Source organism: Photorhabdus tasmaniensis (assembly GCF_011189505.1).
Lineage (GTDB): Bacteria > Pseudomonadota > Gammaproteobacteria > Enterobacterales > Enterobacteriaceae > Photorhabdus > Photorhabdus tasmaniensis.
The window spans coordinates 1-20,930 of sequence record NZ_PUJU01000031.1 but is presented as its reverse complement, the minus strand read 5'-3'; the positions used below and the strand labels follow the sequence as shown (position 1 = coordinate 20,930).

Annotated in this window: 15 protein-coding genes and 1 pseudogene; 5 read left to right on the top strand and 11 right to left on the bottom strand. The window is 41.4% G+C overall.

What is annotated here, in order from left to right:
- Positions 1–135 precede the first annotated feature (135 nt).
- The gene (gene uvrA, locus C5471_RS14660) at positions 136–2,970 is read left to right on the top strand and encodes an excinuclease ABC subunit UvrA (protein WP_133816376.1); all 2,835 of its coding nucleotides are present in this window, start codon (positions 136–138) and stop codon (positions 2,968–2,970) included.
- Positions 2,971–3,032: 62 nt separating this feature from the next.
- On the opposite strand, the gene C5471_RS14655 is transcribed toward uvrA, so the two are convergent.
- Both C5471_RS14655 and C5471_RS14650 read right to left on the bottom strand, forming a co-directional pair.
- Positions 3,033–3,971, bottom strand: coding sequence for a pseudouridine-5'-phosphate glycosidase (locus C5471_RS14655; protein ID WP_133816375.1), 939 nt, complete (start codon positions 3,969–3,971; stop codon positions 3,033–3,035).
- Positions 3,968–5,059 carry a PfkB family carbohydrate kinase gene (locus C5471_RS14650; protein ID WP_133816374.1) on the bottom strand — a complete coding sequence of 364 codons (1,092 nt, stop codon included), beginning with the start codon at positions 5,057–5,059 and terminating at the stop codon, positions 3,968–3,970. The genes C5471_RS14655 and C5471_RS14650 overlap by 4 nt, the downstream gene beginning before the upstream one ends.
- A gap of 561 nt (positions 5,060–5,620) precedes the next feature.
- On the opposite strand from C5471_RS14650, the gene C5471_RS14645 reads away from it, so the two are divergent.
- Together C5471_RS14645 and C5471_RS14640 are read left to right on the top strand one after the other, a co-directional pair.
- Positions 5,621–5,797, top strand: coding sequence for a type II toxin-antitoxin system HicA family toxin (locus C5471_RS14645; protein ID WP_023044500.1), 177 nt, complete (start codon positions 5,621–5,623; stop codon positions 5,795–5,797).
- Between the two features lie 51 nt (positions 5,798–5,848).
- Positions 5,849–6,256: a type II toxin-antitoxin system HicB family antitoxin gene (locus C5471_RS14640; protein WP_133816373.1), complete on the top strand. Its 408-nt coding sequence runs from the start codon at positions 5,849–5,851 to the stop codon at positions 6,254–6,256.
- Positions 6,257–6,331: 75 nt separating this feature from the next.
- On the opposite strand, the gene C5471_RS14635 is transcribed toward C5471_RS14640, so the two are convergent.
- The 5 genes from C5471_RS14635 to dnaB form a co-directional block, all read right to left on the bottom strand.
- Positions 6,332–6,586 (bottom strand): cloacin immunity family protein, encoded by a 255-nt coding sequence (locus C5471_RS14635; protein ID WP_133816372.1) that lies wholly within the window; start codon positions 6,584–6,586, stop codon positions 6,332–6,334.
- 8 nt (positions 6,587–6,594) lie between these two features.
- Positions 6,595–8,376, bottom strand: coding sequence for a colicin-like bacteriocin tRNase domain-containing protein (locus C5471_RS14630; protein ID WP_166296046.1), 1,782 nt, complete (start codon positions 8,374–8,376; stop codon positions 6,595–6,597).
- A gap of 338 nt (positions 8,377–8,714) precedes the next feature.
- Positions 8,715–9,911, bottom strand: coding sequence for an amino acid aminotransferase (locus tag C5471_RS14625; protein WP_133816370.1), 1,197 nt, complete (start codon positions 9,909–9,911; stop codon positions 8,715–8,717).
- 53 nt (positions 9,912–9,964) lie between these two features.
- On the bottom strand, positions 9,965–11,044 hold the full coding sequence (alr, locus tag C5471_RS14620) for an alanine racemase (protein ID WP_133816369.1): 1,080 nt from the start codon (positions 11,042–11,044) through the stop codon (positions 9,965–9,967).
- A 39-nt stretch (positions 11,045–11,083) separates the two neighbouring features.
- Positions 11,084–12,493, bottom strand: a complete 1,410-nt coding sequence (gene dnaB / locus C5471_RS14615; RefSeq protein ID WP_133816368.1) for a replicative DNA helicase — start codon at positions 12,491–12,493, stop codon at positions 11,084–11,086.
- 171 nt (positions 12,494–12,664) lie between these two features.
- Between dnaB and C5471_RS14610 the strand changes: the two genes are divergently transcribed.
- Positions 12,665–13,648: a quinone oxidoreductase gene (locus tag C5471_RS14610; RefSeq protein ID WP_133816367.1), complete on the top strand. Its 984-nt coding sequence runs from the start codon at positions 12,665–12,667 to the stop codon at positions 13,646–13,648.
- An 18-nt stretch (positions 13,649–13,666) separates the two neighbouring features.
- Here C5471_RS14610 and dusA read toward each other — a convergent pair whose 3' ends face one another.
- Both dusA and C5471_RS14600 read right to left on the bottom strand, forming a co-directional pair.
- Positions 13,667–14,704 (bottom strand): tRNA dihydrouridine(20/20a) synthase DusA, encoded by a 1,038-nt coding sequence (gene dusA, locus C5471_RS14605; protein ID WP_133816366.1) that lies wholly within the window; start codon positions 14,702–14,704, stop codon positions 13,667–13,669.
- Between the two features lie 189 nt (positions 14,705–14,893).
- Positions 14,894–15,936: pseudogene (locus C5471_RS14600) on the bottom strand (IS630 family transposase).
- Positions 15,937–19,586: 3,650 nt separating this feature from the next.
- On the opposite strand from C5471_RS14600, the gene C5471_RS14595 reads away from it, so the two are divergent.
- Complete coding sequence (locus C5471_RS14595) at positions 19,587–19,784, top strand: DUF7706 family protein (protein WP_133816460.1); 198 nt, start codon at positions 19,587–19,589, stop codon at positions 19,782–19,784.
- Between the two features lie 55 nt (positions 19,785–19,839).
- On the opposite strand, the gene C5471_RS14590 is transcribed toward C5471_RS14595, so the two are convergent.
- Both C5471_RS14590 and C5471_RS24005 read right to left on the bottom strand, forming a co-directional pair.
- Entirely contained in the window at positions 19,840–20,160 is a 321-nt protein-coding gene (locus tag C5471_RS14590; protein ID WP_133816365.1) for a DUF7716 domain-containing protein, read from the bottom strand.
- 15 nt (positions 20,161–20,175) lie between these two features.
- A partial coding sequence (locus C5471_RS24005; protein ID WP_207627353.1) for an RHS repeat domain-containing protein occupies positions 20,176–20,930 on the bottom strand: 755 nt, incomplete at its 5' end.

Here is a 20,930-nt window from a genome sequence, read left to right as displayed (position 1 = left end):
GCGAAGCTCACCGTACTTTATATGTACTTATTGCATTATTTCACTTGACTACTGTATATCTAATCAGTCAACTCTGTGTAATAATAACGCACTTATTATTAGTTATGCACGTACGAATAATCTGGGAAATGGTTCATGGATAACATCGAAGTTCGGGGCGCACGCACCCATAATCTCAAAAATATCAATCTGATAATTCCCCGAGACAAACTGATAGTTATCACGGGTTTGTCCGGCTCAGGTAAGTCTTCTCTGGCATTTGATACGCTTTATGCAGAAGGGCAGCGTCGTTATGTTGAATCGCTTTCAGCTTATGCGCGCCAGTTTCTGTCACTGATGGAGAAACCCGATGTTGATCATATCGAAGGGCTATCCCCGGCGATTTCCATTGAACAAAAATCCACTTCCCATAACCCACGTTCAACTGTGGGAACAATTACCGAAATTCATGATTATCTGCGTTTGCTGTTTGCCCGTGTAGGTGAACCTCGTTGTCCTGATCACGATGTTCCACTCGCAGCACAGACTGTCAGCCAGATGGTAGATAATGTTCTGGCACTGCCAGAAGGTCATCGCCTGATGTTGCTGGCTCCGATCGTCAAAGAACGCAAAGGGGAACACTCTAAGCTGCTGGATAATCTGGCAACACAAGGGTATATCCGCGCACGTATTGATGGTGAAGTCTGTGATCTGTCCGATCCCCCAAAACTGGAATTACAGAAGAAACATACCATTGAGGTGGTCATTGATCGCTTTAAAGTTCGCCCCGATCTGGCTCAACGCTTGGCTGAATCTTTTGAAACAGCGCTGGAGCTTTCAGGTGGCACAGCCATTGTCGCCGATATGGATGACAATAAAGTTGAAGAACTGATTTTCTCCGCTAATTTCGCATGTCCTGCATGTGGCTATAGTATGAGTGAGCAGGAACCTCGCCTGTTTTCTTTTAACAACCCAGCCGGTGCCTGCCCAACTTGCGATGGTTTAGGCATTCAGCAATTTTTTGATCCTGACAGAGTCATCCAGAATGGTGATATCTCTCTGGCAGGAGGGGCAATTCGGGGCTGGGATCGCCGTAATTTCTACTATTTCCAGATGCTGTGTTCATTGGCAAACCATTATAAATTTGATATTGAAGCACCTTTCAATTCCCTGAGCGCCAGTATCCAGAACGTGGTGTTATACGGTTCCGGTAAACAATCCATTGAATTTAAATATACCAATGACCGTGGCGATATCACAGTACGCAACCACCCATTTGAGGGTGTACTGCATAATATGGAACGTCGTTATAAAGAGACAGAATCTACAGCCGTTCGTGAGGAATTGGCGAAATATATCAGCAACCGCTCATGTATTTCCTGTCGCGGAACCCGTTTACGCAAAGAAGCCCGTTATGTATTTATTGAGAATACAACTTTACCGGAAATCTCGGATTTCAGTATCGGCCATGCAATGGATTTCTTCCAAAATATCAAGCTCAGTGGTCAGCGTGCACAAATTGCCGAAAAAGTACTGAAAGAGATCCGTGACCGCCTGAAATTTCTGGTTAATGTTGGTCTGAATTATTTAACGCTCTCCCGTTCTGCCGAAACACTCTCTGGTGGCGAAGCTCAACGTATCCGTCTTGCCAGCCAGATTGGTGCAGGTTTGGTGGGAGTAATGTATGTACTTGATGAACCGTCTATTGGCTTACATCAGCGGGATAATGAACGCCTGCTGGAAACGCTGATTCACTTGCGTAATCTGGGGAATACGGTGATTGTGGTTGAGCATGATGAGGATGCAATCCGTGCTGCCGACCATATTATTGATATCGGCCCTGGAGCGGGTGTACATGGTGGCGAAATCGTCGCGGAAGGTACAGTTAAAGATATCATGATTAGCAAAGATTCACTGACAGGTAAATTCCTGAGTGGTGAACGGGAAATTTCAATCCCAGAGCAGCGTATTGCGGCGGATCCCAAAAAGGTACTGAAGCTGATTGGCGCGAAAGGTAATAACCTGAAAAATGTGACGTTCAGCCTACCGGTCGGATTATTCACTTGTATTACCGGGGTCTCCGGCTCCGGTAAGTCGACGCTAATAAATGACACGCTGTTCCCCATTGCACAACGCCAATTGAATGGCGCAACCAATATTAATCCTGCTCCTTATATTGATATTCAAGGATTGGAGCATTTCGATAAAGTGATTGATATTGACCAGAGTCCGATCGGCCGAACTCCCCGCTCTAACCCTGCAACTTACACCGGTGTATTCACGCCAGTCCGTGAGTTGTTTGCAGGCGTACCTGAATCCCGCACCCGTGGGTATACACCCGGACGATTCAGTTTTAACGTTAAAGGTGGACGCTGTGAAGCTTGTCAGGGTGATGGCGTTATTAAGGTAGAAATGCACTTTTTGCCTGATATTTATGTCCCTTGCGATCAGTGTAAAGGTAAGCGTTATAACCGCGAAACACTGGAAGTAAAATATAAAGGCAAGAATATCAATGAAGTCCTGAATATGACGATCGAAGAAGCCCGTGAATTCTTTGATGCTGTTCCTGCTCTGGCCCGCAAACTGCAAACACTGATAGATGTCGGTCTTTCTTATATCCGTCTGGGGCAATCAGCAACGACGTTGTCAGGTGGTGAAGCACAACGGGTAAAATTGGCGCGTGAGCTATCTAAACGTGGAACTGGACAGACGTTATATATTCTTGATGAACCAACAACCGGTCTGCATTTTGCTGATATTCAGCAATTATTGGCGGTTTTGCATCAGTTACGCGATCAAGGAAATACCATTGTGGTTATTGAGCATAATCTTGATGTGATTAAAACCGCTGACTGGATCGTGGATCTTGGTCCTGAAGGAGGAAGCGGTGGCGGTGAAATTTTGATTTCTGGTACGCCAGAAGAAATCGCTGAATGTGAGAAATCACATACTGCTCGTTTCCTGAAACCGATATTGAAGAAAAAAGCCTAATTTGCAAATAGGGGCTCAGTTGAGCCCCGCTGTTTTCTGCCAGTAAATTTCCGAAACTGACTTCATGTACGATTTGCCCAATAACAACAAGCAATTTTCGCCGCCAGTTCAGCGTTATTGAGTATCAACTGAATATTGGCAGATAGACTATCGCCTCCGGTCAACTCAACCACTCGAGCCAACAAAAACGGCGTACATTCCTTTCCACTCATTCCTTGCTCAATGGATTCGTGCACCGCCTGTTCAATTGCGGCATTGATCTCCGCTTCCGGCATGGCATATTGCTCAGGGATCGGGTTAGCAATCACTAATCCCCCCTGTAATCCGGTATCCCATTTTATCACCATTGCCTGGGCTATCTGTTCTGGAGAATCCAGGCGAATATTGACAGAAAATGGACTGGTACGGCAGAAAAATGCCGGTAAAGAGTGGGTCTGATAGCCAATTAATGGTACACCGTGAGTCTCAAGGTATTCTGTTGTCAGACCAAGGTCCAGAATGGATTTAGCACCCGCACAGACTACCGCAACACTGGTTTTCGCCAACTCCTGCAAGTCGGCTGAAATATCAAAAGTATGTTCTGCTCCACGATGCACACCACCAATGCCACCGGTAGCGAAAATTTTAATCCCCACCATTTCTGCAATAATCATGGTAGAGGCAACGGTGGTCGCACCATTTTTTCCGGCAGCGACCACAAAGGGTAAATCACGGCGGCTGACTTTAGTCACCTTATAGCCTTCACTGCCCAAAAGTTCTATTTCTTCATGGGACAAACCGGCTTTCATGTGCCCATTGATAACAGCTATCGTTGCAGGAATAGCGCCATTTTCCCTGATTTTTTGCTCAACCTGTAACGCAATTTCTACATTTTGCGGATAAGGCATCCCTTGAGCAATAATCGTAGATTCCAACGCTACAACGGGTTGGTTATCTGCTAAAGCTTCTGCAACTTCCGGGGAAACATCCAGATATTCATTTCCAATAGCGTGATTTTTCATGATCGTAATTCCAATAGTTTTCGGACGCTGCCATTTGACAGGTTTGGATTATTGGTAAATTCACAAGATAATGTAAGAGCGGAACACCCTTGAGCAAAACGAACACTTTCTGCCAGCGTCATATCTTCCAGCCAGCAGTTCACCAGTCCGGCCATCATGGCATCGCCGGCACCTGTTACATTGACAATCTTAATGCTGATGGGAAGTGACCACCCCGCCACACCATTACTTTCACTAAAGTAGACCCCTTCTACGCCCATGCTCAGTACTAACCTCTGTACACCTTGATCGTGAAACCACCGCGCCACTGCCGGAACATCGGTAGGTTGGTTGATTTTCATTCCACTCAGTGCTTCCGCCTCCAGACAATTAGGTTTTAAAGTGTGGATATAGGAAAGCCAGTTTTTAATCTTAGGTGCTTTAAATGCGGATACTGTATCCACAAATACCGGTACTGTTCCGGCATTAGTCAACAACCAAACCAAAGCTTCTTCAGATAAATTGCAATCAATAACCAGTACGCTGGCGTGCTGAATAAGATCATAATGACTTGCTAACAACAATGGCGTCAGTTTTTCCAAAATATGCATGTCGTTGATGGCAACCAACATCTCACCACCGTCATCTAATAAAGAGATATATGTCGAGGTATTTTCACCATAAAGCTTATAGCAATAGTCGACATTAACACCTGCGCATCTGGCCTGATCCAATAAAGTACCACCATAGAAATCATCGCCAACAACAGAAATAAGATGACATTCTTTACCCAATAGCGCGATATTTTGGGCAATGTTTCTGCCTACACCACCAGGTGTGCATTTCACTTTTCCTGGGTTAGAATCTTCATAGATTAATTTAGCAGATGCATAACCACAAATGTCCATATTAATGGAGCCAATAGTCACCACATAATTGTGATCAGATAAAATATAACCTTTCCCCTTTATATATCCCTTATTCATTAAATTCATAATATGACCAGCGACACCAGAGCGACTTATACCTAAAATATCGGCAATTTCCTGCTGTGGGATCAATGGATCTCGTCTCAGAAGGTGCAATATTTGTTTTTCCCGATTCGTCATTTTTGACCACTTGTTTGTTTTTAAACATACGTTTTTTATGTGCGAAATGTAAAACAGTAAAGAGGAATTTTTTATCTTTATGATGAAGTTGGGATAGCGATCGTAAGAATGGATTGCCGAGTTTTAACCCTGTTTTATGTGATCGCCATCAAATAAAACCCCACTGAAAAAAATTTATCCCAGTACATTGATAATGAATCAGACTCTCATTCTGGAAATAAGTTTAATAAAACAAAATAATAAGCAAAATCTTATCTAAACCCAACAAATGTTTGGGTATACCTTGAAATAGTCAGGATAATTTTTTACCATTTGAAACACATTTCATGAAAATTTGATTTGTTTCACATTAAAAAACATATTCCATAGCCGGAATTATCCGCGAACAAGCTATACACTCTGCGACTAGAACAATTCCCACGTTAAACTTCATCCTATTAAAGAAAAAATAAAAATACGTATAACTCTATTACACCTATAAACAAAAATGTTTATAAAACCCTTGCGTCTATAAACAAAAATGTTTATATTTGTTTTCAAGTTAAACAAACGGAGGAGGCAGTGAAGCAAAGCGAGTTTCGCCGGTGGCTTAAAGCTCAAGGAGCAGAATTTAAAGATGGGACTAATCATCTGAAAGTTTTCTTGAATGGTAAGCAAACCACGATGCCAAGGCACCCTAGTAAAGAAATTCCAGAACCACTAAGGAAAGCAATATTAAAACAGCTAGGCATCAAATGACAAACCGGCCCTAAGGGGCTGGTTACTCGCATAACTTCACTGAGTAAAAATATGCGATACCCAGTAAAATTCGAACATGACGAAACAGGTTGGGCTGTGATGTTCCCAGATATCCCTGAAGCCTTAACAGGTGGAGATACCAGAGAAGAAGCGTTAGCTATGGCGCGGGATGCTCTGGTTACTGCATTTGATTTCTACTTTGAAGACCGGCGCAAAATACCAGCACCGTCGCTTGAAGGAGAAGCTTTTGTCGAAGTACCGGCTAGTATAGTGGCTAAAGTTTTGCTGTTGAATACGATGCTTCAAACAAGAACAAGCAATGCGGAGCTTGCACGGTTACTAGGCACCCGACCGCAAGAAATCCAACGTATAGTGTCATTAGGTCATAGTACTAAAATTGACACTATAGCGAATGCGTTAAATGCCTTAGGCAAGCATCTGGAACTTATTGCCATTTAAACATCACGATAGAATAACCTTAAACCTCGCCGCAGCGAGGTTTAAGTGAATAACTAAATTTAAATTACGGCCTCATTACCATTTATCTCGGTAGTCAAAAGATACCTGATACCAATATTTATCTGTTTCAATTTTATTTTTAAAATATGATTCAAGTGTTGGTACCCACTCTTTTTTTACATCGAACCCACCATTATTAATATTATCTTCAATAGGAAGCCCTAATTTTTCTATTACTGAACCATCATCGCCCAGATCTCCAGAATATTCCTCACCAATAAACTCTTCCGTTTTTCTATCAAACCATGCAATGTTTAATTTTAATCCCATAACTTACCTCATAAAAATTTTTTAATACTACGTTCTGGATCAGCCGCTGCTAATTGCTTACCTGTTTCATGATCAAAAACACCTATATGTTGGCCATCACTAGCCCTGTAACCCTCAAGTTCACCATGCCGAGAATCCCACTCATAAATTTTACGGCCTTTTTCACCAATCCATCGTTTACGTTTTCCACCTCCATTCTGTTTTGGTGTTTTTTGGGGACCTCTTTTTAATTCACCTAGCCCCTTAATTTCTTCAGTCTTTGGAGCTGGATAATAATCATGACCGGCCTCTTTAACACCTTTACGTTTTTTCCTGTTTTCTTCTTTTACCTTATCCCGATTCTTTTCTGCTTCAACTTTTGCCTGTTCCGCTTTTTTACGATTTTCCATTGCAATGTTAAATTCATTTTGCGCTGGATTTATTTTCTTCCAAGCGTCTAACAACCGACGACCAAAACGTTCATAGTATATCGCTTTTAAAAGTGCTGCACTCGTTTGTATTTGAGCTTCTTTAGGATCTTTAATACCCTGCAATTTCTGAAAATCTGAAAGCGTCATAGCAGATATGTATGCTTTTATTCCTTCTTTTAAAAGAATATCCAAACCTTTTTTGTTATCCGTTTTTATCTCTACTTTAAGTTTCTTCCCATCTATTTCAATATCCTTTGTATAAACAAGTGGATTTTTTACAGGATCTGCCAGTGCTTTACCTTCCGGCGTATTTTTTACTTGATTTAATACCTTTAGCTTTTCCTGATAAATTTTATCAAGCGGTTTGAATACTTGTTCTGCTTCATAAAGCCGCCGCTCCGCTGCTTCAATAGGATGCGCTTTCTCCCACTTTTCTTGTCGTTGCTTCGCCTCTGCCGCCTGTTTTTTAGCTTCCACCGTACTCAATACTGTCGTCACCGAAACATACACCGGCTCGGCATTTGACCCAGCAGGAAAATAGACGATAGCATCCACTGTATTTTTAACCGGTGCTGGTGTATATGGCTTAACCGGTACATCAGCTACTGGTGTCACCTCTTTTTTGCTAAAAATATTTTTTCTTGGGGGATCACTTATTCTGATATGCACTGGAGGCATACTCGGAACCACTTTTGCGGTGAAGACATTCTGCCGTTTAGTTTTTACCGCTTTAACCACAGGAACACTCACAGTTTTAGCTGGTGTTCTAACAATTGCCAATGTCTGCTTATCTTTCTCAATAACATCCTGTACTTGAATATCAGTAACCACGCTAGACATTGTGGCTAACTGGGATACAGGCGTTTTTGTGACCTGACTGGCTTGTATTGACTGAATAATCATCCTCTGCCGTTCTGCTTTAAACTTTTCATCTTCAGGTATTTTCAAGTCACCAGGCCACATAGCTCCTACTGCCACACCAGCAAAACGTCCCACATAAGGTGCGGCGTCTAATGCAACACTGCCCAATCGGGTTAATGTCGAACTCACAGCACTGGCTATTTGTTTTCGAAATAATGTAAATCCCCACAGTCCATCAATGACAGAAATGTTCATCGGTTGAGCGCCAATAGCTGCTGATGCCTGCGCCTCTGGAAACAAGGATAAATTTACTCCCCCATCTTTTTTTCCCGTGCGGTCAATCCGTTCATGATCTCCTGAGTTTCCACTGCCACCTCCCCATCCTCGATCAGACTTGCGACCTGATGTCACAGTCATTGTGTCATGATTGGCTAGAGCCTCTCCATCTCCTCCTTTACTGCCTACGCTCTCTATCGTCTGCATATCACGATCATGGCCCTTTCTATCTCCCTCATTCATCTCTTTCTCCTCTTTCATCAAATAAAAAGCACACAGAATTACTGTATATGCAGACAGAAAAGTAGAATAAAAACAGATTTATCTCAAGTAATAATGATTATCATTATTTATGTAATAATAAACACCATTTAAGATTGGTGATACTGGTTACTAGTTTGGCTAATAATTGCAGGCCGAAAAAATACTACGATAAAAACATTAAAAATCAATAGAATAATTAAAGTCAGAGAAAGGAAAAAGCGCAACATACATAGTGCGCTTCTAAAGAGGGATCTACTGCTATTTTACGAACCTGCCAATCATTATCATCAATAACAGATCATTTACATTAAAATTTATTACTTATTTACCGCCGCAAATGTTTCCGCAATACGTTCAACATTATGATGGTTGACACCCGCCATACAGACTCGGCCATTACCGACCAAATAAACAGCAAATTCTTGGCGCAAGCGATCCACCTGTTTCTGGCTAAAACCGGTATAGCTGAACATCCCTCGCTGTTTCAGAAAATATTCAAAGTTTTTCTCTGGTAATACGGTTTTCAGAGCATCCACCAGCACCGTACGCATTTCCAAAATACGCAAGCGCATATGTTCAACTTCTGTCAACCATTGTGTCTTCAAAGCAGGATCAGTCAGTACTTTCGCCACAACCTGTGCACCAAAATTCGGTGGGCTAGAGTAGACGCGACGCACACCCGCTTTTAGCTGCCCCAAGACCCGCTCTTTGGTCTGTTCATCATCACAAATGACAGATAAGCCACCCACTCGCTCACCATACATAGAAAATATCTTGGAGAAAGAGTTGCTCACCAAACAAGGCAAACCGGCTGTCGCCATAGCACGAATGGCATAAGCATCTTTTTCTATACCATCTGCAAGCCCCTGATAAGCAAGATCAAGGAATGGCAATAATTCCCTCTCTTTAACAATCTGAACAACCTGATCCCATTGATCATAAGTCAGATCTGATCCTGTTGGGTTATGGCAGCAAGGGTGCATCACAATAATGCTTTTTGCCGGTAATTTCCTGAATGTTTCCAGCATTTCATTGAATTTTACCCCTTTAGTCTGTGTATCAAAATAAGGGTAATAGTTCACCTTAATACCAGCCCCCGCAAAAATAGCTGCGTGGTTTTCCCAAGTTGGATCACTGCACCACACTTCTGAATCAGGGAAATAGCGATGCAAAAAATCAGCACCAATTTTAAGGGCACCAGAACCGCCTAATGATTGAATTGTTGCCACTATCCGCTGTTTCAACACCGGATGATCTTTACCAAATAACAGTTCCTGAACCGCAAGACGATAGGATTCCAATCCCTCCATTGGCAAGTAAAGAGAAGCAGTCTGTGACAACGCTCTAAGTTGTTCTTCGGCGGTAGACACTGCTTGCAATTGCGGAGTCACACCCTGTTCATCGTAATACAGCCCAATGCTCAGATTAATTTTTTCCGCACGAGGATCTTTTTTAAATTCTTCAGCCAGCGAAAGAATAGGATCACCAGCATAAGCATCAACATTCTGGAACATCAGGCTCTACTCCTTATCAGTTAGTTATTTAATAAACAATATAACCTACAACATTATTCGTCCAGGTATTCCATTACCACTCTGGAAGTGAGTTTGGTTACCAGCTCATAAGTAATGATACCAGTGCATTCAGCGATCCGTTCCACTGGTAGCACATCTCCCCAGAGCACCACTTCATCACCCACTTTATCTGTCGCATCCGGCCCCAAATCAATAGATATCATATCCATCGAAACACGACCAACAATCGGCACTTCACGGCCATTAACAAATATTGGCGTTCCTGAGGGAGCGCTGCGCGGATAGCCATCACCATAACCGATAGCCACAACGCCAAGATAAGTATCACGTTCACTGACCCAGGTTCCACCATAACCAACCGATTCGCCAGCTTTATGCTTACGAACGGCAATTAAGCTCGACTTTAAGGTCATCGCTGGGATCAGGTTAAAATCCACGGCCGTTTTATCAGACAATGGCGATACACCATACATTATCAGCCCAGGACGCACCCAATCCTGATGGACTTCCGGCCACAACAGGATGCCTCCCGATGCATCAATAGATTTTTCCCCCGGTTTGTCAGCACAGAAAGCCTGAAAACAGGCTATCTGCTGGCAAGTTGTGTCTACAGTTGGTTCATCAGCTCTGCCAAAATGGCTGACAATATTGACGGGCTGCTGTACGTTTTGGCAACAACTTAACCGTTGATAAAATTCCTCGGCATCTTCCGGCCGTACACCTAAACGATGCATCCCGCTATCCAGTTTCATCCATACTTTTACCGGATGAGATAACTTAGCCTGTTCCAGTGCTTCCAACTGTTCAATGCTGTGAACCACAGTTTCAATATGGTTAGCAACCAGTATTGGTAGGTCAGCCGCACCAAAGCATCCTTCCAATAACAGAATCGGTTTGACGATACCACCATGACGCAACGTCAATGCTTCACCAATTCGCGCTACACCGAAACAATCGGCGGCGTCCAGCGTATGTGCTGTTTCCAGTAAACCGTGGCCATAAGCGTTTGCTTTCACAACTGCAATCAGATTGCTTTTAGGGGCGAGCGCCCTTACCCGTTGCAGGTTATGTCGCAGAGCGCGGCGGTCAATAACTGCGGTTGCCGCTTTCATTCTATTCCTTAAATTTATTGATTCTTTGGTAGTTAATACTTATTCGTCGTCATAACTTGGCCCGGCATAGTTATCGAACCGCGACCATTGACCATTAAACGTCAAGCGAACTGTACCGATTGGACCGTTACGCTGCTTACCAAGAATGATTTCAGCCACACCTTTCATGTCGCTGCTCTCATGGTAAACCTCGTCACGATAGATAAACATAATCAGGTCGGCATCCTGCTCAATAGAGCCGGATTCACGTAAATCAGAGTTAACCGGGCGCTTATCTGCCCGTTGTTCAAGGCTACGGTTGAGCTGAGAAAGTGCAACTACCGGCACCTGAAGTTCTTTAGCCAACGCTTTGAGTGAACGGGAAATTTCTGCAATTTCCAAAGTACGGTTATCAGATAAAGACGGAACCCGCATTAATTGCAAGTAGTCGATCATAATGAGGCTCAATCCGCCATTTTCACGGAAAACACGCCGGGCACGGGAACGCACTTCGGTTGGCGTCAGGCCGGAAGAGTCATCAATATACATATTGCGTTTTTCCAGCAATATCCCCATCGTACTGGAGATCCGCGCCCAATCCTCATCATCAAGTTGACCTGTACGGATACGGGTTTGATCCACCCGTGAAAGAGATGCCAGCATACGCATCATGATCTGGTTGCCAGGCATCTCAAGACTGAAGATCAGAACAGGTTTGTCCTGCATCATGGCGGCGTTTTCACACAGGTTCATGGCGAAAGTGGTTTTACCCATAGAAGGACGAGCGGCTACGATGATCAGATCTGATTTTTGTAACCCTGCGGTTTTCTTATCCAGATCCTGATAACCGGTAGAAACACCGGTTACGCCATCATGAGGACGCTGATAGAGTTGCTCAATACGCTCGACGGTTTCCTCAAGGATCCGTTCTATTCCTTTCGGCCCTTCATCTTTGCTGGCACGGTTTTCTGCGATCTGGAATACCCGCGATTCAGCAAGATCCAATAATTCTTCGCTGCTCCTTCCCTGAGGATCGTAACCCGCATCCGCAATTTCATTTGCTACGGCGATCATATCGCGGACAACGGCACGTTCGCGGACAATATCCGCATAAGCATTAATGTTAGCCGCACTTGGCGTATTTTTGGATAATTCGGCCAGATAAGCGAAACCGCCTACATTGCTCAGATCACCACTCTGCTCAAGAGATTCAGATAACGTAATCAGGTCGATGGGATTACCCATCTCCAGCAATCGCTGCATTTCAGAAAAAATACGTCGGTGTGGACGGCTGAAAAAATCATTGCTGGTGACTCGTTCGGAAACATTGTCCCAACGCTCGTTATCCAGCATTAAACCACCTAACACGGATTGCTCCGCTTCTAAAGAGTGTGGCGGAAGCTTCAGGCCTTCCATTTGGCGATCTTTTGGTTCAGCCATTTTGTTGTAAGTTGATTTTTTTCCCGCCATGAATCCCGCAATAATCTACTGATAAACCTGTAACGACGCACGAGTATACGCTATGAAGTGCCTTGAGTAATTACATATAGTTTGTAATTATTCCTGACACATTAAAGCCCGTTTACAATCAGTTCAACTACTACGTGCAAACATTCATTCCTACATTTACGAGGTTGAGTCATGGCAACGCATATCGAATTCTCCGCAACTGGCGGCCCTGAAGTCCTGAAATATTGTGAATTCATACCCGCAGCACTTGCTAAAGATGAAGTACAAGTAGAAAACAGAGCTATTGGGATCAACTATATTGATACTTATATCCGTAGCGGGCTATATCCACCGGCACACCTGCCAAGCGGCTTGGGTACGGAGGCCGCAGGCGTAGTTAGCAAAGTGGGTTCCGCTGTAACCTCCATAAAAGTGGGTGACCGTGTGGTTTATGCGCAATCAACTTTGGGCGCTTACAGTGAAGTGCATAATGTCCCGGAAAGTAAAATTGCTGTTCTGCCGGATTCCATCTCTTTTGAGCAAGCTGCCGCTTCTTTTTTGAAAGGGTTGACGGTTTACTATCTTCTGCGCCGCACCTACAAGATTCAACCAGGCGAACCCTTTTTGTTTCATGCCGCAGCTGGTGGCGTTGGACTGATTGCTTGCCAATGGGCAAAAGCTTTGGGTGCAAAACTTATCGGAACGGTTGGCTCTGATGAGAAAGCACAACGCGCTAAAGATGCTGGTGCATGGCAAGTTATTAACTATAATCGTGAAAATATTGTTGAGCGAGTTTATGAAATAACCAACGGCGAAAAAGTGGGGGTAGTTTATGACTCCGTAGGTAAATCCACCTGGATAAACTCACTGGATTGCCTGAAACGCCACGGTTTGATGGTTAGTTTTGGTAATGCATCTGGGCCAGTTACGGGTGTCGATTTGGGGATTTTAAATCAGAAAGGCTCACTGTTTGTTACCCGCCCTTCTATCGCCGGCTATATTTCGACCCGCGAAGAGTTAGATCAGGCCAGCAAAGAGCTATTCGATCTGATTACCAGCGGCAAAATTAATGTAGATGTCCCAGAAAGCCAGAAATTCCCACTAAGTGAAGCGATAAGAGCGCACCAAACGTTGGAAAGTCGAGCTACTCAAGGATCAAGTTTACTGATCCCTTAACGGTAAAACGAGCGGATATTACATCCGCTCAGTGACCATTGCCAACGCCTGTTCCACAACGGAAATATCTGCACCCGGTTTATGAGCATTTTCACTCAGATGACGACGCCACTGACGTGCGCCCGGAATCCCCTGAAAAATGCCTAAAATATGGCGGGTGATGTGCCCCAGATATGTCCCTTTTGAAAGCTCTTGCTCTATATAAGGATAGAGCGCTCTGACGACTTCAACGGAATTGACTACCGGAAGCGAAGAATCAAATAATTCATGATCGACATGTGCCAGAATAGACGGATTCTGGTACGCTTCACGCCCGACCATAACCCCATCCACATGTTGCAGATGCTGTTTTGCTTCTTCCAGTGATTTTATACCGCCATTGATAGCAATTGTCAGTTGAGGAAAATCTTTTTTCAGTTGATAAACCCGCAGATAATCCAATGGTGGGATCTCACGGTTTTCTTTTGGGCTTAAACCAGAAAGCCAGGCTTTGCGTGCATGAATGGTAAATATATTGCAGCCACTGCGTTGCACAACAGTATCAATAAAATCGCACAGGAATTCGTAACTATCCTGCTCATCAATACCAATACGAGTTTTAACCGTGACCGGCACACTGACCACATCTTGCATTGCTTTAACACAATCTGCTACCAGTTCGGCATCTCTCATCAGGCAAGCGCCAAAACGACCATTTTGCACCCGGTCCGAAGGACAACCTACATTCAGGTTAATTTCATTATAGCCACGTTCCTGAGCGATTTGAGCACAATGTGCTAATGCTTGTGGATCACTTCCACCCAGTTGTAATGCTACTGGGTTTTCTTCTTTGTTGTATGCCAGATAATCGCCTTTACCATGAATAATTGCTCCGGTTGTCACCATTTCTGTATACAACAGCGTTTGCTTAGTCAACAGACGATGAAAATAACGGCAATGACGATCTGTCCAGTCGAGCATCGGGGCAATGGAGAAGCGGCCTTGGAAAAATCTATGTGGAGATTCCTGTATTACTATGTTTTCTATGTGTTTTTCAGTTTCTTTATTTTCGTACATTTTAAGACATTTTAGATTATTTTCGATTTACCGGTACACCATCCAGTACATCTATACAATGGTGTACTGACGCATGAGAGGTGAAGAACGGCCTATTATAACATAATGAAACGTCCTCGCGCCGATGGCGTTATTAGGTATCGTTGCACAGTAGGAATAAAGGAAGGTGGTAAGTATATAAATAGGTTTTCATAATAGTGATACACCCATTTTTACCCTTCCCGATTTTTGCTGTTGTAATGATGCTGCTTCCATGAATACCTTTACATGTTGGAGCCATTGCCACATAAATCGACAACAGTGGTTCCGTGTCACTGTTTCATGCAATGATTGCCATAAGCGTTCAATTTTATTCAACCAGGGGAATAAACGGGTAAAAACAAAAGGTTAACTTTAGGATTTTTCGCCAGCCAAGCCATGACTTTCCCGCTTTTATGAATACTATAGTTATCTAAAATCAAAGTGATTGTCTTAGCACGATGATGTTGACGATTAAGTTCATCTAACATTTTGATAAATAAGTCAGAGTTCTTTCTCAAGCCACTGACATAAGTGATTTCTTTCGTTTGCGCATTCAGGCAGCCCGCTAGGGAGTGTTTTTCATTTTTTCCGGGGGTCACAACACGCTTTTGCTGCCCCTTGAAACACCAGTCTGCCCCGATTTTTGGGTTAAGATTGATATCCACTTCATCCTCATAAAAAACAGGATGTTGCTCTGAGGCATTGGACAAGGCTTCAGCGATTTTTGCCATTTTTTCATTGTGCTCCGGATCAGGTAACTTGACGGTGGGAGCGGCTCTGCGCCAGACAATGCCTGTTCGGCAAAAATAGCGATAGCGTGTACTTCGAGAGAGAGATGAATTGAGTAATTCATTGATATTACAAGTAATAATCTCAAGACTCCAGCGTGAGCGAAGATACCCCAAATGTTGGGGAGAGTGCTGTAATAAGAAAGAAACGACAGCGAGAAGCGGGGTTAAATCCCAGATAGCAGGCCTTCCCGCCGGTAAACTTTTCAACCCTTCCAGCCCATATAATGTAAACCAATTGACCCAACGATTAACCGAGGAACGTGAGGCACAAAGCCATTTAGCGGTTTGGGTGACGGATTTGCCTTCATCCAGCATCAATATGGCCATTAACCTGCGGGCATAATTTTTATCCTGTGTTTTCTGGATAATTTTTTTCATCTGGTGTCGTTCATTTCGGGGTATCGATGCTATGATAGGCATAACTCAGTCCGTTTGGTGATTTGTGATTTTTGACGATTGATCAGATCGTCAAAATCGGACTGAGTTCCCTCCAGTGATCTACTCTTTTGAAATCTTATTTAAATAACTGCTGGGAAAGAGCTTTAATATCCGTTTATTCGGGTAATATTATTTTACGTGCGATTTCTTTTCAACTTTGGATTAATGGTTAATGATTTTCGATTAAATGCTATTAATGGTTATTTTTAAAAATGGTATTTATTGCGTTAAATCCGATTTTGATATAAAAGGTTTAATGCTTTGGCATTCGCGTTTTTAAATGATGATAACAGTTAACCTGTTATCGGAAGCCATTTTTTTACTCGATGGATTTAATGAGTATAAAGTTTTAACCGTCGTTTTTATCCCTTTTAACATCTGCTTTTTGTTAAGTTTAATCATAATCGGATATCGTGTTTTATGTTTAACGAACGTGGATTATATTCATTTTTTATCTTTTCTGATGCGGTTAAATAACTGATGGTAAAACGCTTTAATATCCGTTTATTCGGGTAATGTTATTTTACGTGCGATTTCTTTTCAACTTTGGATTAATAGTTAATGATTTTCGATTAAATGCTATTAATGGTTATTTTGAAAGGTGGCATTTATTGCGTTAAATCCGTTTTTGATATAAAAGTTTTAATGCTTTTGTATTCGTGTTTTTAAATGATTATGACAGTTAACCTGTTATCGGAAGTCGTTTTTTTATTCGATGGATTTAATGGGTATAAAGTTTTAACCGTCGTTTTTACCCATTTTAACATCTGCTTTTTGTTAAGTTTAATCATAATCGGATATCGTGCTTTATGTTTAACGAACGCGGATTATATTCGCTTTTTATCTTTTTTGATGCTGTTAAATAACTGGAGAGAAAGCGCTTTAATATCCGTTTATTCAGGTAATGTTATTTTACATGCGATTTCTTTTCAACTTTGGATTAACGGTTAATGATTTTCGATTAAATACTATTAATGGTTATTTTGAAAGGTTGCATTTATTAAGTTAAATCCGTTTTTGATATAAAAAGTTTAATGCTTTAGTATTCGCGCTTTTAAATGATGATGACCGTTAACCTGCTATCGGAAGTTGTTTTTTTACTCGATGGATTTAATGGGTATAAAGTTTTAATCGTTGTTTTTATCCTTTTTAACACCTGATTTTTATCAGGTTTAATCATCATCGGATTACGTTTAATGAACGTTAATCATATCCACTTTTTATCTTTATTGGCGCTGTTAAATAACCGGCGAGAAAATGCTTTAATACTCATTTATTCGGATAATATCCTTTTATGTACGGGTTTCTTTTCAACTCGCTATTAACGGTTAATGATTTTCGATTAAATGCTATTAATTGTTGTTTTTAAAGGTGGCATTTATTAAGTTAAATCCGCTTTTGATATAAAAGGTTTAATGCTTTGGTATTCGCGTTTTTAAATGATGATGACAGTTAACCTGTTATCGAAAGTCGTTTTTTTACTCGATGGATTTAATTAGTATAAAGTTTTAACCGTTGTTTTTACCCCTTTTAACACCTGCTTTTTGTTAAATTTAATCATCATCGGATATCGTGTTTTATGTTTAATGAATGCGGATCATATTCATTTTTTATCTTTTCTGATGCTGTTAAATAACTGGCGAGAAAGCGCTTTAATATCCATTTATTCTGGTAATATTATTTTACGTGTGATTTCTTTTCAATTTTGGATTTAATTAGCATAAAGTTTTAACCGTTTTTTATCCCTTTTAACACCTGCTTTTTTTTAAGTTTAATCATCATTAGATATCGTGTTTTATGTTTAACGAACGTGGATTATATTCACTTTTTATCTTTTCTGATGCTGTTAAATAACTGCTGGGAAAGCGCTTTAATATCCGTTTATTCGGGTGATGTTATTTTGCGTGCGATTTCTTTTCAATTTTGGATTAATGGTTAATGATTTTCGATTAAATGCTATTAATGGTTATTTTTAAAAATGGTATTTATTGCGTTAAATCCGTTTTTGATATAAAAGATTTAATACGGCGGCATTCGCATTTTTAAATGATGATGACAGTTAACCTGTTATCGGAAGTCGTTTTTTTACTCTATGGATTTAATGAGTATAAAGTTTTAACCGTTATTTTTATCCCTTTTAACACCTGCTTTTTGTTAAGTTTAATCATCATCGGATATCGTGTTTTATGTTTAACGAACGTGGATTATATTCACTTTTTATCTTTTCTGATGCTGTTAAATAACTGGCGAGAAAGCACTTTAATATCCATTTATTCGGGTAATGTTATTTTACGTGCGATTTCTTTTCAACTTTGGATTAATGGTTAATGATTTTAGATTAAATGCCATTAATGGTTATTTTTAAAAGTTACATTTATTGCGTTAAATCCGCTTTTGATATAAAAGGTTTAATGCTTTGGCATTCGCGTTTTTAAATGATTATAACAGTTAACCTGTTATCGGAAATCGTTTTTTTACTTGATGGATTTAATGAACATAAAGCTTTAATCGTTGTTTTTATCCCTTTTAACACCTGCTTTTTGTTAAGTTTAATCATCATCGGATATCGTGTTTTATGTTTAACGAATGCGGATTATATACAGAATGAACTTCAAGATGCTTGAACCTCCAGACATAAAATCATTTAAATTCAACAGTATAATTGTTTTTCAAACATGCGCCTTGAAGTGTTTTGAGTATATTCACTTTTTATCTTTTCTGATGCTGTTAAATAACTAATGGAAAAGCGATTTAATATCCGTTTATTCGGGTGATGTTATTTTACGTTCGATTTATTTTCAATTTTTGATTTAATGAGTATAAAGTTTTAACCGTTTTTTTACTCCTTTTAACACTTACTTTTTATTAAGTTTAATCATCATCAGATATCGTGTTTTATGTTTAACGAACGTGGATTATATTCATTTTTTATCTTTTCTGATGCTGTTAAATAACTGGCGAGAAAGCGCTTTAATATCCGTTTATTCGGGTAATGTTATTTTACGTGCGATTTCTTTTCAACTTTTTATTAATGGTTAATGATTTTCGATTAAATGCTATTAATGGTTATTTTTAAAAGTGGCATTTATTGCGTTAAATCCGCTTTTGATATAAAAGGTTTAATGCTTTGGTATTCGCACTTTTAAATGATGATGACAGTTAACCTGTTATCGGAAGTCGTTTTTTTACTCGATGGATTTAATGGGTATAAAGTTTTAACCGTTGTTTTTACCCCTTTTATACACCTGATTTTTGTTAAGTTTAATCATCATCAGATATCGTGTTTTATGTTTAACGAACGTGGATTATATTCACTTTTTATCTTTCCTGACGTTGTTAAATAACCAACGATAAAACGTTTGATACCCATCTGTGGATAATATTCTTTTACGTACATCTTAATCGGTACGGGTAATTTCCGTCAGCTGTCCGCTCAGGTTATAGCCCAGAGTCAGCACCGGCCCGTCACTGGTGAATAAATGGATACCGTTCCCCCGAATTGTGCATCCTTATCCTTTGCAGCGCTTTTACGCCAAACACCCGAGGTAGGAGCCGGATGCGTTAGTAGCGCACGTCCGGATCTGTGCGGGGGGGAGCCGGTAACGGCTATTCCTACCGCGACCACCCATAAGATGACGATAGCCATTGAACATTTGCAGGATATTCAGTTAACCCACATTGAGGCGCTGGCCTTGGCCCAACTGGTGAAGCGGCTGAACTGGTCAGAGATACGGGCGTGCGCGGTGAATGACGAGGAAGCGTATCAGATCAAAGATGCGATCTCTAAGCTCCAATCTGCGTTGGCTTACTGTGGGTATGCGCCACGGTAGATCATCAGAAAGCCGGAAGATCACGGGGGATCTTTCCGGCTCATATCTCATATAATTAAAACTCCATAAAAGCATCATTTTCAAAATAAAAAATAAATGCCTTCAATAGATCATTAAGAGATGGATTGTCTAACTGGGCCTTAGTATTAGCTACTACTTCTTCAATTGTTCCTCCATCTAAAACTTCAATCCACCCGTTTTCTTTTACCTGTTTAGGTAAATAATCATCAGAATCAGGTGGAAAATCAGCACTACTCAGAGAAAAAACTCCTTCTGTTTCTAACGTCCAACTATTTTGATCTGGAGGTAAGCAAAACCACTCGCTGGAATTATTTTCTGGGGTCGATAATACATCAGCAATAGAAACTAACTTCATAAACTACCTCATTATTTATAGTCCACCACATTTTCCACTACCTAACTTTTTAAATCCTCCTTCCTGATTTGGATGAAGGCTTTTCTGTACAGCGCCTGGCGCTTGATGTTGAGATCTTGGAATAAGTTCTATCTTAGTTGGATTTTGAGCATTATGGTGCCATGAATGATTAGGCGGGCTAGTACGTTCAAATCCACCTTTTGGACCTGGCTGCACATGCGCTACAACTTCAGGTGGTAACGATTTAGCTAAACGTGGATCTTTTTGTATTGCTTCATACAGTTGTTTATTTGCATTATTAAAATGCTTAGGTCTGCTACTTGAATGTAAATCTGTGGGAATATCTGTTTGATACCACACACTATAATTTGGACTGGATAAAGGTCTACCAGTAGCATCAAAGCCAGTTAAGCCTAAAGGGTCAACCCATCCAGTCGGATTATGCACGTAACTGTAAGGATTTAGTCCGCCAGCTAACCCGATCGGGTCAGTACTAAGATAACAACACCCTTCCGGCAAATAATACCTGAACCGGTTATAGAATAAACCACTTTCCTCATCAAAAATTTGCCCGGCAAATCGCAGGCCCGGATCCAGTTGCGGGTTCTCACCCTGCTCTGTCAGCGGCAGACCGTACAGCGATTGTCTCGGCTGCCGCCACACCCGTTTGCCTGCCGGGTCAAACAGCGCCAGCGGTTCACCCGTCGGCGCACTCACCGCATACTGGGTCTGGATGTCGCCCACCACCAGGTCCACCCGGTTGTCCAGAT